11 protein-coding genes and 1 pseudogene are annotated in these 14,623 nt (G+C 37.1%); 8 read left to right on the top strand and 4 right to left on the bottom strand.

All coding sequences use genetic code 11. From position 1 onward, the window contains the following. The first annotated feature begins 123 nt into the window (after nucleotides 1-123). The 4 genes and pseudogenes from BN1206_RS08830 (at nucleotide 124) to BN1206_RS08815 (ending at nucleotide 4,759) form a co-directional block, all read left to right on the top strand. Complete coding sequence (locus BN1206_RS08830) at nucleotides 124-1,716, top strand: ATP-binding cassette domain-containing protein (RefSeq protein ID WP_052543271.1); 1,593 nt, start codon at nucleotides 124-126, stop codon at nucleotides 1,714-1,716. Next, the gene (locus BN1206_RS08825; protein ID WP_052543270.1) at nucleotides 1,713-3,290 is read left to right on the top strand and encodes an ATP-binding cassette domain-containing protein; all 1,578 of its coding nucleotides are present in this window, start codon (nucleotides 1,713-1,715) and stop codon (nucleotides 3,288-3,290) included. The genes BN1206_RS08830 and BN1206_RS08825 overlap by 4 nt, the downstream gene beginning before the upstream one ends. Nucleotides 3,291-3,412: 122 nt before the next feature. Continuing rightward, on the top strand, nucleotides 3,413-3,811 hold the full coding sequence (locus BN1206_RS08820; RefSeq protein ID WP_052543269.1) for a Tim17/Tim22/Tim23/Pmp24 domain-containing protein: 399 nt from the start codon (nucleotides 3,413-3,415) through the stop codon (nucleotides 3,809-3,811). Nucleotides 3,812-4,077: 266 nt separating this feature from the next. Next, nucleotides 4,078-4,759, top strand: a pseudogene (locus tag BN1206_RS08815) (DUF975 family protein). Nucleotides 4,760-4,832: 73 nt separating this feature from the next. Here the strand turns inward: BN1206_RS08815 and BN1206_RS08810 are convergent. Further along, nucleotides 4,833-5,807, bottom strand: coding sequence for a GH25 family lysozyme (locus tag BN1206_RS08810; protein ID WP_052543268.1), 975 nt, complete (start codon nucleotides 5,805-5,807; stop codon nucleotides 4,833-4,835). Between the two features lie 307 nt (nucleotides 5,808-6,114). Here BN1206_RS08810 and BN1206_RS08805 point away from each other — a divergent pair, with 307 nt between their 5' ends. Further along, nucleotides 6,115-7,731, top strand: a complete 1,617-nt coding sequence (locus BN1206_RS08805) for a putative polysaccharide biosynthesis protein (RefSeq protein WP_082104779.1) — start codon at nucleotides 6,115-6,117, stop codon at nucleotides 7,729-7,731. A gap of 54 nt (nucleotides 7,732-7,785) precedes the next feature. Here BN1206_RS08805 and BN1206_RS08800 read toward each other — a convergent pair whose 3' ends face one another. From BN1206_RS08800 to BN1206_RS08790, 3 genes are read right to left on the bottom strand one after another with little or no spacing between them, the layout of a single operon-like run. Next, a complete protein-coding gene (locus tag BN1206_RS08800; protein ID WP_013438751.1) occupies nucleotides 7,786-8,022 on the bottom strand; it encodes a hypothetical protein in 237 nt (78 codons plus the stop codon). Nucleotides 8,023-8,070: 48 nt separating this feature from the next. Continuing rightward, complete coding sequence (locus BN1206_RS08795; RefSeq protein ID WP_014566238.1) at nucleotides 8,071-10,611, bottom strand: ABC transporter permease; 2,541 nt, start codon at nucleotides 10,609-10,611, stop codon at nucleotides 8,071-8,073. Between the two features lie 9 nt (nucleotides 10,612-10,620). Further along, complete coding sequence (locus BN1206_RS08790; protein ID WP_013438749.1) at nucleotides 10,621-11,322, bottom strand: ABC transporter ATP-binding protein; 702 nt, start codon at nucleotides 11,320-11,322, stop codon at nucleotides 10,621-10,623. A gap of 85 nt (nucleotides 11,323-11,407) precedes the next feature. Between BN1206_RS08790 and BN1206_RS08785 the strand changes: the two genes are divergently transcribed. The 3 genes from BN1206_RS08785 to BN1206_RS08775 all read left to right on the top strand — a co-directional run. Further along, nucleotides 11,408-12,715: a PTS transporter subunit EIIC gene (locus BN1206_RS08785; RefSeq protein WP_052543267.1), complete on the top strand. Its 1,308-nt coding sequence runs from the start codon at nucleotides 11,408-11,410 to the stop codon at nucleotides 12,713-12,715. Beyond that, complete coding sequence (locus BN1206_RS08780) at nucleotides 12,708-13,580, top strand: alpha/beta hydrolase (protein ID WP_052543266.1); 873 nt, start codon at nucleotides 12,708-12,710, stop codon at nucleotides 13,578-13,580. Before BN1206_RS08785 ends, BN1206_RS08780 begins: the two co-directional genes overlap by 8 nt. A 319-nt stretch (nucleotides 13,581-13,899) precedes the next feature. Next, nucleotides 13,900-14,623: AAA family ATPase (locus tag BN1206_RS08775; RefSeq protein ID WP_156172748.1), on the top strand; the 724-nt coding region annotated here is incomplete at its 3' end.

Raw genomic sequence — 14,623 nt, 5'->3', positions numbered from 1 at the left:
CTCATATAATAAAATCGAATATTAATTAAGCAACTTACCTATCTAAGCTACCAAGTTAAAGTTAAAAACTTCGATTTTTTTATAAAAATACGTGTGATTCATATTTGCGGGGGAGGTAGAAGAATGACACTAAGTGGGTTAATTAAAAGTAATAAAGGGAGGGCATTACTAACCTTTATACTATTAATTTTGGTAGCAGCATTGAATACTGCAGCTAGTTATTTGTTTAAACCAGCAACAGATTATTTGGTAAAAGGCAATTTGAAGTCATCGTTGATTTTCTTTGTAATAATGATCTCAGCAGGCATTATTAGTGTTGTTTTAGATTCTGCTACTCAAACAATGTATTCACGTCAAGTTCAGAATTACATTGGAATTATTAGACAAAAAATTGTAGCGCATTTCTATAATCAAAATGATCAAACCTTGGATGAAATGCAAAATGAACTAGGAAATAATTTTGATATCTTAACAGATAATTATGCTACTCCAATCCTGACTATTATCAGTAATAGTCTTACTTTAATTTTTACTATTGGTATCTTGTTTCAATTAAACTGGACTTTAGTAATCTTGACAGTCATCTTAGCAGTGATTAATCTGCTTACTCCACGAATTATGGAAAAAGCCACTGATAAGGCTAATGAAGAAATTTCCATTGAAAATAGCAAATTATTGAAGACGATTAATTATTGGCTAGGTGGAATTCAAGAATTGAGACGATACAATTCTTTTACTTCACTTTTTAAAACTATGAATAAAGCTGATAAGAATTTTGAAGATAGTAACATTCATAGTGCGAAAATCAATTCACTCTCATTTTTTATTAGTAATCTTGCCAATACATTGTCTCAAATTTCTATTTCATTATGGGCAGGCGTTTTGTTCTTCCAAGGAAAAATAACAATAGGTGCTGCTCTAGTAGTAGGGGATTTCGTTAGTCAAATTTTTAACGCTATTTGGGTTTATGAACAATCAATAACTCAATTTAATTCAATTAAATCAATTAACCAAGAAACTAAAGATTTAGAAAAAGACGTAGTTAAAAATACTGCAAAGCTTGATGATGACTTAGCAGAATTAGAAGTCAAAGATGCATCAGTCAAATATGAACACGGTGAATTGATTCAATATCCTAACATCAAAGTTAAGCATGGGGAAAAAGTCTTACTAACAGGAGATAGTGGGGCAGGTAAATCAACTCTCTTTAAGTTGATTTTAGGACAATTGAAGCCAAACTCTGGAGCTGTAATTTTTAGGGATTCGGCTGGTAAAGAAATTAATCCAGACCTAAGTAAAATAGGCTATATTGCTCAAGATTCAACTCTTTTTCCAGATACGATTAAGAACAATATCACTATGTTTGACTCAACTTTAAATAATAAAGTTAAGAATTTCGTTGAAAAAGTTCAATTAAACAATGATGTACTTAAATTCGCTGATGGTTTGGACACTGTAGTCGATTTGGATAATGATAATTTATCAGGTGGTCAAAAACAAAAGATTGTTTTGGCAAGAACTCAAATTCACAAGAGTCAATTTGTTTTAATGGATGAAGCTACAAGTGCAATTGATAGTAAAGCTACTAAGAAAATTTTAGATGAGCTTTTAAAATCAGATATTACTTTAATTTTGATTGCACATAATTTTGATCCAAGTTTACGTGCAATGTTTGATCGTGAAATTCACTTGAGAAAAGGGGGAAAAGAACAATGACAATTAAGGAATTATATAAAATCAATCCTTTTGGTTTTATCTTAACGATAATTTTTAATGTTCTAATTCCCTTAACAGCTATTGGACAATCTTATTTATTGATGTATGAGGTAACGGCTCTGGCTAATAAAAATTTAGCTCTATGGCTTTGGCTAACTTTAGGAGAATTTATTCTTCTATTAATTAGTGGCATTAGTCAGTCAAGTAGTAGTTATTTAGCAACTAAGCAAATTCAAAGATATAATCACCAGGTTCGGGCTAACACTATTAAGCATTACTATTTTGATAATCAAAATCACACTGTATCTGGGATGCAAAATAGGTTAACTACTGATTTGAAAAATACTAATGAAAACTACCTAAAGAAATTCTTTAGTAGTATTCAAATGAGTTGTTACATCTTATTTGCAATTATTGTTCTGTTGTTGATACATTGGAGTCTATTATTAGTAACTGTGGTCCTAGTAGGTATTTCTATTTATTTACCTCAATTAATTGAAAGACCAATTCAAGCAGCATTTTCAAATATTTCAAATTCAAATAAGAAATACTTGGACGTTGCCGAAAAATGGCTAAGTGGACTGAATACTTTACAAAGATATATGGCTGGTGGTCACTTATTTAAAGTGATGAATGAAGCTGCAAAGAAAGTTCAGAATGCTAAAGTTCAGCAAACTAAAATTAATCAAGAATTAGCCGTAATGAATGGCGTGATTTCTAGTTTGCTAATGCTTGCTCTTTTTGCTTTTACTGCTGTATTAATTGCTAATAAATTAGTAGTTTTTGGGACAATTACCACGGTTGGTAATTTGCAGTTCTACATGGCAACAGGATTACAATATTTAGGCAATAACAGAGGACAAATGAAATCAACTGAGCCTCTTAACGAAAAGATTAAAAATGATAGTAAAGTGATCCCTAAGAAAGAAGAAGATAATTTAGGTTCAGCAACAGCTATTAGTAGTAAAGATCTAAGCATTGCCTTTTCAAATGGTGAGAAAATTTCTTTCCCTGATTTTTCTGTTAAAACAGGAGAAAAGGCACTTTTAATAGGTGATTCAGGCACAGGTAAGTCCACTCTCTTCAAGTTGATTTTGGGTGAATTAAAACCTACAACTGGTAAGATTTTGTACTTTGATAAGAGTCAAAAAGAAATTACTCCTAATTTATCTAAAATAGGTTATATTGCGCAAACGCCAAGGCTTTTTCCTGCTACTATTGCTGATAATATTACTATGTTTGACGATGGACTACGAAATAGAGTAGAGCAAACTGTCCAAGATGTAAGTTTAGGTGAGGACATTAAGAAATTTGATAAAGGGCTAGAAGAAGAAATTAATTTGGATCATCTTAATGTTTCTGGCGGTCAAAGACAAAAGATAGTTTTAGCCCGTGCTAAAATTCATGATAGTGATATTATGCTCATTGATGAAGGAACTAGCGCAATTGATCAGAAGAGTACAATTGATATTTTGGAAAAATTGGTAAAAAGTAAAGCTACTATTATTTTCATTGCACACAATTTTAATGAAAAAATGCGTGGCATGTTTGATAAAGAAATTCATTTGAACTAGCTGACGTGCAAGGTTTGCAGTATCAATAAAAAGAGGTCTGATTCCGATTTAATTCGGAGTCAGGCCTTTTTTGGTGGCATATAATTAAGTCAGATAATCAACTTTAGAAAGTGTAAAGTATTATGGAAAAGTTCATACCTACAATCATAGGAATAGTATTAATTTTATGTGGTGTGTTGGAACTTTATCTGACTTATCGGTATTCTCAAAATATTAAAAAATTAAAGAATCAACCACCAACGGCTCCTTTTGCCATTTGGAGTGGATTAATATTTGGCCTATTTTTCATTGTAGGGCCTATCATTGCTATGGCCGGTGGTCTTAAGAATATGAGTCAAATGACGTCAATTATTGGAGGGATTCTATTCTGGATAGCAGCTATTTTCTCCTTAGCCATGGCAGAACAAATTAGAAAGAAACTCAAGGCAGAAAATAAACCATTATCTAGTTCACCTCAGGCAGTTGCAACGTATGTAATTGTAATTGCGGCCGTTATATCGGGCTTAATTGCAATTTTTTAACAAAGAAAAATTACAATATTTGCGATTAACGCCATATCGCTTGTTTTTTATTTTTTTGAATGCTAAAATCTTCATGTACCGCCACTGATAGTAGTCATTTTCTCCGGTAGCGAAAATGTTATCTTCTATATGTGGTCAGAGGTGGCGGTCAACACTGTGTGAGCCTAGTTCCGTTGTTGGTGGAATTAGGCTTTTTTTGATGCAATTTTTTCTGAATATTGTATATAATTTAATAATAATACTTATTTGAAAGTGAGAGGAAATAAATGTCTACTACACGAAAGGAATTAAAGGATAACGCTAAGCATGCTCTTCGCGGCAATTGGACTTGGGCTGTTGTTATCGCTTTGATTAACGGCTTAGTTGTCTGGATCTTAACTTCAGGCGGTCACAAGCTTGATAGTTTTTATATGGATTACGATGGAAATAATGTATTTTTCCAATTTCTTAGTCCAGTAGGTAGCATCTTAGCTTGGGTGGCTAATTTCATCGCATTAAGTTTGACCATTTCATTTTTGAACTTAAGAGATAACGAAGATACAAGCGATGAAAAGCCATACACCGCTGCCTTTTCAGTTTTCACCGAAAATCGCTTTGGCCCAGAATGTATTAACTTCGTAATGACCAGTATTTTTACATTCTTGTGGAGTTTATTACTGATCATTCCTGGTATCGTTAAGGGCTATTCATACGCAATGACGCCATACATCGTTAGCGACATGGTGGCTAGCGGTAAATCAGTTGGAGCTACCGATGGAATTAATGCCAGCAAGGAATTGATGAACGGACACAAGATGGACTTGTTTATCTTTGATTTAAGTTTCCTTGGTTGGTATATTCTTGGTAGTATTCCAGCTGGTATCGGTCTTTTGTGGGTTATCCCAATATTACCAAACTGCTAAGGCTAACTTCTACCGTAACTTGGCCGGTGACAGATACTTAAAGTAAAAAAATAAATTAAGCATGAAAAAACACCAGGTAAATTTCTTACCTGGTGTTTTGTTGTTAGTCTTTATTAATATTAGTAGAGGTTAGCTGCCTTAACGTAAGCATTCTTACCGATCCGGTAGTACTTAACACCATTAATGTTCTTCTTCTTACCGTGGGTAGTAACAGTAGTGTTCTTCTTCAAAGTCTTGCGGTTAGCTTTACGATTACCGTTCTTGTCGTAAACGTGAGCTGCGTGCTTCAACACACGAGCCTTAGTTGAGCTCTTAGTAGGAGCTTGAGAAACGGCACTTGATGATGAAGAAGTAAGTGGCAATACGTTGATGTTACCGTCTACGTTAAGACCACGCCAGTTATCAGCAAATTGCCAAATTGAAACACCCTTCATTGATGGGAAGTAGCTGAAGTTTGGCTTGTCGATACGGCCAGCAACTGCGTATGAAGCAACCCATAAACTGTTAGGGAACTGGTTAATAACAGCGTTGGTGTTGATGTTATTTCTCAAAACTGATGAACTTGCGTATAAAAGTGGCTTGTAGCCTGCTGACTTAACTTGTTGCATGAAGGCAATGATTGCGTTAGCAGTAACGCTCTTACCCATGTTGATGTTGTTACCATCGCCTGATTCATAGTCACAAGCAAGGTATGAACCTGGTGCAAAACCTACGGCCTTAGCTGAAGCGACTGCGTAGTTTGCTTCACGTTTAGCAACAGCGCTGTTAGCACTGAAAGTAGCGAAGTGGTAGCCCATTGGCATCATGTTTTGTGCACGTGCACTAGCAACTTGTGCACTAGCCTTAGGGTTTCTGTAACTAGTACCTTCACTAACCTTAACTACGGCAAACTTAGCACCTGATTTTGCATGAGTTGAAAGATCAGCACTTTGGTAACTTGCAACGTCGATACCAAGTGAACGAGCAGCAACTGAAGTAGTTGAAGCTTGAACAGTCTTGTTTTGAGTATGTAAGGTGTTAACTATGGCAACTGAAGTAGTTGATAATGCAGCAACAAGTGCTAATTTTGTAATAAATCTCTTCTTTAATGACAACTTTATTCCCCCGAATATTATTCTTTAATTGTTAGTCTAAATTTTATTGTTAGTCTAAATTTTATCTTCATAGAAACATTTCAAGGATAATAAGAATAACGTACTGGGTCAAGAGAACTAACGGTAAAATAAACTAGAAGTAACATTATAGTAAATAATGTAATCAAATTGTATTATTTGAAGAAGAAAATAAGCTAAATTTTTTCTAAAAAAGTTCGGCTTTTATCCACTTTATTCCCAAAAAATCGAATTTCCACGTATAATAAGAAGGCAATATTGAAACTAACGTAGATTTGAGGCTTTTCTGTTGAATAAAAAAATCTTATCCGGCTCTTTCTGGCTATCATTCGGTAGTATCGTATCTAGAATACTGGGAGTCGTTTATTTAATTCCGTGGTTAATCATGCTTGGCAGTTACCACAACCAATTAAACGCACAGGCTCTGTTCAATTCTTCATACACCCCATATGCGCTTTTTTTGTCTATTGGTACTGCAGGGCTTCCTTCAGTTATTGCCCGGGAAGTATCACAGTTAAATTCGCAAAATAGATACAAGGATAGTTTATACATTACTAAACTGGGACTGATCATCATGTTCGTCATGGGACTAGCCTGTGGTGTTTTGCTTTATGTAACGGCACCAATTATTGCTAAAAACAGTCCGGTAGATTCCGTTGCCAGTGCGACTATTTCCATTCGTGTATTGGTTCCAGCCGTAGTAATTTTGCCATCAATGAGTATGGTGAGAGGCTGGTTCCAGGGAAATAACGATATGAAGCCGTACGGAATTTCCCAATTATGGGAACAGTTCGCCAGAATCCTCTTTATCCTTTTATCTACGTTCTTAGTTATCGAAGTCTTTCACCATGATTATGTGACTGCCGTTTACTTTAGTGTATTCGGTGCCTGTGTCGGCGCTATTGCCAGTTATTTGTACCTCTTTGCGTATATGCGCAAGCAGTGGGGGCATTACAAGGGCCTAATCGATAAAAGCACTCCACGTGCCTTAAACAACGTCTCACGGAGTTTGCTTAATTTATGGTATGCCTCAATTCCATTTGTTTTGCTTGGTTCCTTTATTACCGTGACGCAGCTGGTCGACCAACTTTTGTTTAAACAAATTTTGCTCAGTTTCAACCACATGAGCACAACCTATGTTAGTTATCTCTACACGATTTTCTCAGCTAACCCAAGTAAGATCACTACGGTGATTATTTCACTCGCTACAGCTGTTTCTGAGACGAGTCTGCCGCTTTTAGCAGGGCTTAGGTATAAATCCAAGGATAGCGTCGAAAGCATCAGAAAACTGCTCTTAGAGAACTACAGACTACTTCTGTTTGTCCTTCTTCCGGTAGTCGCACTTGGAGCATTTGCATCATCGCCAGTTTATACAGTGCTATTTTCACATGATAGTCTTGGTGCATATTACTTGGTAGAAAATATCATCCAAAGTTTACTAGCAGGGTTGGTCATGAACTCACTTACTTTGCTTCTTGCTTTGAACATGAACAAGCTAGCCGTTATTTACATGATGTGGGGTATCCTGACCAAGATCGTTTTGCAGGTGCCACTAACAATGATGATGAATGCGGATGGTGCGATTCTTTCAACCGACATCGCATTCTTGTTCGTAATTTTGCTCAGCTACCACAAGCTCGACAAGACTTATGGCGTAAAGCTGAGAAACTTACTCCCAATTATCGTTTCTAACGAAATTTATATTGTTTTGTTATTCGTTTACCAATTTCTTTTCGGCTATCGTTTCAATAATTTGGGCCGCATGGGCAGTTTTATCTACCTCGCAATTTTCGGTTTGGCATTCTTAGGCATTTATATTTTGATTGCCAACTGGATGGGAACGTCCGAAACAATCTTCGGCAAAAAGATTGGGTATCGCTATTACAGATATAAGCATTACCAATAAAATGAAAATTTAGACAGAAAAAACCAACAAGAATTTTCTTGTTGGTTTTTTTAATTAATATCTTCTGTTAATATCACCCATACTGGAGCGCATGGTTTCATCAACGTACTTAGACACTTCATCGTCTGAGTCCCATAAAGCTTCTTTAACTTCCTTATGGTTCATTTGGTTAACAAGGTAGAATTTCAAAGCCTTGTTGATTAAGTCGCTAAATTCAACATCATGATTCTCGCTATATTTATCGATTAATTTACGAACATCACTGTTCATTTCAAAGTGTTTTCTTGCCATTTTTTTACTCCACCTTTTCTTATGGAAATAATTATAGCATAGTAGCCATTAATCGATAGATGACAAAGCATCTAGCATGTTGATGCGTTTGATCTTTTGATGAACGACGATGGCCAATGCGGCCGTGATCATGGCAGGGATGAGGGCCGAGAAGACGAAGTTCATTGGATACATATTCGGATCAAACATTGCTACATCTGGCGGCAGACTCGTGATGATAAAGTGGTGCAGCCACCAACCAAAGCCGAAGCCTACGATGATGCCAAGACCAGACAAAATGATCGTTTCACGGTAGATGTACATAGTCGTTTCATTATCGTAGAAGCCTAGCACTTTAATCGTGGAGAGCTCACGGATTCTTTCAGCTACGTTAATGTTAGTCAAGTTGTAGATAACCACAACGGCTAGCATTCCTGAAATCAAAATCAAAATGAAGATAACTTCGTTCAAACTACCTGTGAAGCTACCTAGCAATCTTCTGTTGGCGGAACTGGAAATCACTGTTTCAATTGCAGCAGACTTAACCAGCTTACGACTGACGCGATTGATGAAAGCAGAAGAGTGTTTTCTCATGGTGACCAAATATGCATTAGTAACATATTTTTTGCCAGTAGCTTTTTCATATTCTTGTTGATTCATGAAAATGTAGTGCCCTAGGTACATTTCACAAATGCCGTTGACTTTGAAGCGGTATGTTTTACCGTGGCTGTTTTTAAGAGAAATGGTCGAACCCTTTTTAGCATTTAAAATATTGGCCAATTTTTCCGAAATAATTACGCCATTATTGGTCAATTGCAGTTTCTTCTTTGATTGACGTTCTCTTAAATTGATCGATTTTTTAAAATTCTTATTTGACTTAGGTACCATCAACATCACATTTTCGGTCGAACCGCTGCTGGCAATGTGCTTGGTTAATTGTTGGTACTGGATTGCATTAGACTGCTTAATACCTTTTTCTTTTAGCAGATTATCTAATTTATTTTGTTCTTTCTTTGTGACATTACTGCTTCTTAACGCAATTACGTCATTTTTTTGAATATCAGAATACTGAATACCGCCAATGCCTTGCAGCGAATCGCGGATACCGAAGCCCATTACTAAAAGTCCGGTACAACCGGCAACACCAATGATGGTCATAAGCATTCTGCTCTTATAACGGAAAATGTTGCGTGCAGTAACTTTAGCCGAAAAGCTCATGTGGTTCCATAGCCAACTCCAATGTTCCAGCAAGATTCTTGAACCATTTTTTGGTGGTTTTGGTAAAAGCAAAGCAGATGGTTGCTCACGTAGCGTCTGATGCAAGGTAAAAATTGAAATCACGGTGGTAGAAATCAATGCAACCAATAGGGAAATGAGTAGTGGACCCCAGGCAAAATTAATCTCATAACCGGTACCTAGCGTAGAAGAGGCTAAATAGGCCTTGATGATGAGATCGGGTAGGAACGTGTAACCAAAGCTGGCACCCAAAATAACGCCTAAGATTGCAGCTGATGTGCTATAGAGCAAAAATTTAATAGCAATGGCACCATTGCTGTAACCAAGTGCTTTTAGCGTCCCAATATTTGTCCGTTCTTCTTCGACAAAGCGCATCATGGTAGTCAAACTGACAAAGGCTGCTACGGCGAAGAGAAAGCCAGGGAAGACATTAGCGAGGACTTCGACACGTTCTGAATCAGCACGGTAAGAAGCGTAGCCTTGGCTTTCTTCACGACCACTGATTGTGTAGCTCGGGTAAGCAATTTTGATCTTATTTTTAGGTACTTTAATTTGGGCTGGATCAACAGAGATGCCACGCTTTAACATTTGCTCAGCTGCTTTTTTACGGTACTGATTTTTATACATCGTGACGTATTTTTGATGTTTATCAGCACGGTTCTTGTTTAAAGCAGTTTGCAGCTTGTCTTGATCGTGGTAGACGCGGTTACGGTAAGTTACGCTAAATGGGCTCAAATTCTGGGTATTTTTAAACGTTACACGTGAAACTTGGTACACAGGAGAAGCAAATGCACTGGGAGTAGTAACTGCAATCCCAGTTAAACGACCATTGCCAATGTTAGTTTGTCCAATTTGATTCTTATCCAAAAACTCGCTTGCTTTGACAAAGCCAACGATTTTAAAAGTTTTATTCTTTAAAATACCAGGCTTAGTAAAAGTGATTTTTTGTCCGATGCGATATTTCTTTTTAAGCAAATAAGATAGCGCGATTTCATTTCTATTTTTCGGGAAATGACCACTAATTAGCTCATAGCTTGAAAGATCTCCCGATTTTGAAAAGACGCGCAGCGTATCATTATTGTGCTTATTTTTTACATCTTGAAAATAGCCAAACGTTGCTTTTTTAACTTCCGATAAATTACGGATTGTCATTCGATCTGTGGAATTGATACCGCAATTTGAAGTAATAGTTACATCGGCCAGATTGTGTTTGTTAAAAAAGTCGGCACCCGTGGCGCGCATATCAGGGCCCGCCATTTTTAAACCAGTAAAGGCAAAAGTACCCAAACCAATTAATAAAATGATGGCGATATAACGGCCTAAGGAATGCGTTATGGCCTGGAAGGCATCCTTCCATAGAATTGTTTTACGCATTTTGCTCACCTACCATTCAATAGTACTGATATCAGCAGGCTTTTTATTAATGTGAATATCCTGAATGCAGCCATCGTGGATGCGGATCACCTTGTCGGCAATTGGAGCAATAGCAGCGTTATGAGTAACGATTAAAACGGTGGAACCATTCTCGCGGCTCATGTTTTGCAGGATCTTTAAGATACGTTTACCAGTTTGGTAGTCGAGTGCTCCTGTAGGTTCATCACATAAAAGCAGCTCTGGCTTTTTGGCAATGGCACGAGCGATAGCTACACGCTGTTGTTCACCACCAGATAGTTGAGCCGGAAAGTTGTTTTCACGATCGCCCAAATCGACGTATTTTAGCGCTTCGTCTGCGTCCATCGCATCCGGTACGATTTGTGCAGCTAATTCCACATTTTCTTTGGCCGTTAAGTTAGGAATTAAGTTGTAGAATTGGAAAACGAAACCGATGTCGTTGCGCCGATACGTCGTCAGCTCTTTAGCGTTATAGCCAGCGATATTTTTGCCAGCAACGATAACATCACCACTGGTATTAGGCTCCATGCCGCCTAGAATGTTAAGCAAAGTAGATTTGCCGGCACCAGATGAGCCAAGGATGATGACTAATTCTCCTTTGGCGACAGAGAAGGTGATATCTTTGTTGGCATAGATTTGCGTATCGCCGGATTGATAAATTTTGGTATTATTTTTAAGTTCAATGTAAGCCATGATTATCATCTTTCTAGCATAATTGTATAATGTCGTTATAACTTTATTTAAACATAATTGTAAGCGTTATATAAAGGAAAATACTATGGTAGATAAGTTAGCAAATTTGCTATTAAAAATAAGAAGATTATCGATCTTCAGAGTCTTTCAGCGAACGCTGGTTATGCTGATGCCGATCGCAATTATTGGTGCATACTTTCAACTTATGCGAAATGCTGTTTTTTCACCAGATAGCTTTATTTATAATGTTTTGAATTTTGATAAAACTATGCCAGACGATATTTGGTATGCTGGTGCTTTTATCAGCAGCGGAATGGTGCGAGCTACTTTTGGGCTATTTGGCTTATATGCAGCATATTTTTCGGCAAGATATACGGCGCGTTTATATAAGAAAGATTCCACTTCGGTCGGTATGACTGCCGTTATTGTAATTATGTTCTGTGCCTATGCTAATAATTTGAGCGACACAACCGGTAATCGCTCGCCGTTTTCTGCCAGTATTTTAAAAGTAAATGCCATGTTGCTGGCTTTGCTGATAGGATATGTTGTTGGCCAGATTTTTCACTGGTTAGGTAAAGATCATGAGCCGATTGAGTTTGAACATACTAGCCGCATTCGAAAAAGGGCGTGGAATGCGCTATTACCAGCGTCAGTGTCGATCTTAGGCGGTCTGATTTTAGGTGTTTCAATTTATGAACTGCAAATCAGAATTATGAGTTCGGCTACTTTTAAGAACCTGGTAGCGCAGGTGGAAAATTCAAATAATTTATTTGAAATTATCCTACTATTGATAGTAGTAATGTTCCTAAGCTGGATTGGTATTGGCTATCCACTGAATGCTTTGTCTAATTCAGCCGTTAATACTGCCGCAATGGCAAATCTGAATTATGCTTTAAAACATGGCAGCGCCTGGGACGTTCCCCACAAATTCCTGGGTAGTTCGTTAGTTTATCCATATGCTTGGATGGGCGGAGCTAGTGTTGGTCTTGCTTTGATAGTAATTATTCTGCTTGTACGTGAAAATAAGCAAAATGAGAATATTGCAAAAATTAACTTATTGCCGGTAGTCTTTAACTCTAATTGGGGCTTAATGGTAGGGATGCCGATTATTTTGAATCCAGTTTTGTTTTTACCATTTATTATTATTCCTGTGGTCAATGTTTTATTAGCTTCAGCGGCAATTGCACTGCATATTATTGCTCCATGCGTGTATCCAGTGCTAAGAGGGACGCCAGGTATCTTAATTTCATTTTTTGGCTCTAACGGAAACTGGGTTAATTTAGTATTTTCAATCTTGCTATTTATATTGGATATCGTGATGCTTATCCCAATTGCCTCATTGGGCCAAAGAATCGAGAAAGGTCTGAGAGAACGTGAACAAAAGAATGAGTAAAAATCCCAACCTAAAATGGTTAATCCTAACTTTATTGCTGGTTATTCTTTTAGCTATTCCGGGCTACTCTTGGATGAAAAAAGATAACTGGGCTCGAGCACAAAGGCAAAAGTCCATGTTATCACCAGTTATTATGGTGCCAGGCTCAAGTGCTACCACGGAACGATTCAATCAATTAGTTAGACAACTGAATAGCCAAACAGCAACTAAGCATAGTGTGTTAAAGATTAAGGTTTCAACAAAAGGCACATTGTCTTATTCCGGTGCCATTGATAAAGATGATAATGAACCAATTATTGTAGTAGGTTTTCAAAATAATCATGACGGCTATAGCAACATCAAAAAGCAAGCAGGCTGGCTTGATCAGGCTTTTTACACATTGACGCAAAATTATCATTTCAATAATTTCAAGGCATTTGGTCACTCAAATGGCGGTCTGATTTGGACATATTGGCTGGAGCATTACTATTCTAGTTATGCTAATGAAATCAAAATGAAGCGCCTGATGACGTTGGGGACGCCATATAATTTTAGTGAAAGCAATTTGAAGTACAGAACGCAAATGCTTGAAGACTTTATCAAGAATAAAAATAAGTTGCCAAAGAATTTGGTTGTTTATTCTTTATCCGGTGGTAAAAGCTATGAATCCGACGGGATTGTGCCGGAAGCAAGTGTTGCAGCCGGAAAGTATATTTTCCAAAATCAGGTAAAGAGCTACACGGCCATGACAGTAACCGGTCCGGGAGCCGATCACTCGGACCTGCCACAGAATGAACAGGTTGTGCGCTTGATCAAACAATATTTACTAGAAAAGAAGAATAAAAACTTGCGGCCCCCTAGACAAGCTAATAAGAAAAGACAATAATGTAGGTGTCATGAGGTAAGAGTTTTTTTCTTATTATCCTGTGGATAAGTCTCTTTGAAAGCTCAACAATAATTAGTGATAAACTGATTATCTTAAGAAATCCTTTATAATTTGTGAAGCACAATAAACGCTGATGTACCAGTGTTTATTGTGTTTTTTATTTGCTAAATCACAAAAAATAAAGAAATTGTGGAAAACCTTCAGAAAAAAGCTTGCATTCTGTGGATAACCTGCTATACTAATAAATGTAATGAGTTAGCACTCAAAGACATCGAGTGCTAAAAAGACTTAAATTTATTTATAGGGAGTGTTTGCATATATGGCATACTTTGACAATGATTTTGACAACTTATTTAACGAATTGAACAGCTCATTCTTTAATGACGACTTCGGCAAGAGAAGTGGCAATGGAAATGGTAACTCAGGTTCAATTCCAATTAACTACTCAAGCAACATGGGAGCAACCCCACAAACTATTCAACAAAATCCTCAAAATCCAAATGAAAAACCAATTGGTGAAGATTTAGTTGAAGAAGCAAAGAACAATAAATTCGACCCAGTTATCGGTCGTGATGAACAAATCGATAACGTAATCGAAATTTTATCAAGACGTAAGAAGAACAATCCAGTTTTAATTGGACCTGCTGGTGTTGGTAAAACCTCTATCGTAGAAGGCTTGGCTGAAAGAATTGCTTCTGGCAACGTTCCAGCTAAGATGGCAAACATGCACATTATTTCAGTAAATATTAACGACATGGTTGCTGGTTCAAGCCTTCGTGGTAGCTTTGAAGAGAGACTTAAGAAAGTTATCGACAAAGCTAAGAGTGATCCTAACATTGTTTTATTCATCGACGAATTACACAACATTGTAGGTGCAGGTTCTACTGATTCAGAAAACAACAACGGTGACGCTGCTAACATCTTGAAGCCAGCTCTTGCAAGCGGTGACTTGAAGTTAATCGGTGCTACTACTACAAGCGAATTCCAAAGAATTGAAAAAGACCCAGCATTATCACGTAGATTCCAAGCTGTACAAGTTCCAG

Origin of the sequence: Lactobacillus sp. OTU4228 (assembly GCF_001006945.1) — a bacterium.
In the GTDB taxonomy this organism is placed as follows: Bacteria; Bacillota; Bacilli; order Lactobacillales; family Lactobacillaceae; genus Lactobacillus; species Lactobacillus amylovorus.
The sequence above is the reverse complement of the archived record's forward strand: the minus strand, read 5'-3'. Positions and strand labels throughout refer to the sequence as shown.

Coding starts and splice junctions, on each gene's coding strand:
- BN1206_RS08830 (WP_052543271.1), top strand. CDS start 124: ATGACACTAAGTGGGTTAATTAAAAGTAATAAAGGGAGGGCATTACTA.
- BN1206_RS08825 (WP_052543270.1), top strand. CDS start 1,713: ATGACAATTAAGGAATTATATAAAATCAATCCTTTTGGTTTTATCTTA.
- BN1206_RS08820 (WP_052543269.1), top strand. CDS start 3,413: ATGGAAAAGTTCATACCTACAATCATAGGAATAGTATTAATTTTATGT.
- BN1206_RS08800 (WP_013438751.1), bottom strand. CDS start 8,022: ATGGCAAGAAAACACTTTGAAATGAACAGTGATGTTCGTAAATTAATC.
- BN1206_RS08795 (WP_014566238.1), bottom strand. CDS start 10,611: ATGCGTAAAACAATTCTATGGAAGGATGCCTTCCAGGCCATAACGCAT.
- BN1206_RS08790 (WP_013438749.1), bottom strand. CDS start 11,322: ATGGCTTACATTGAACTTAAAAATAATACCAAAATTTATCAATCCGGC.
- BN1206_RS08785 (WP_052543267.1), top strand. CDS start 11,408: ATGGTAGATAAGTTAGCAAATTTGCTATTAAAAATAAGAAGATTATCG.
- BN1206_RS08780 (WP_052543266.1), top strand. CDS start 12,708: ATGAGTAAAAATCCCAACCTAAAATGGTTAATCCTAACTTTATTGCTG.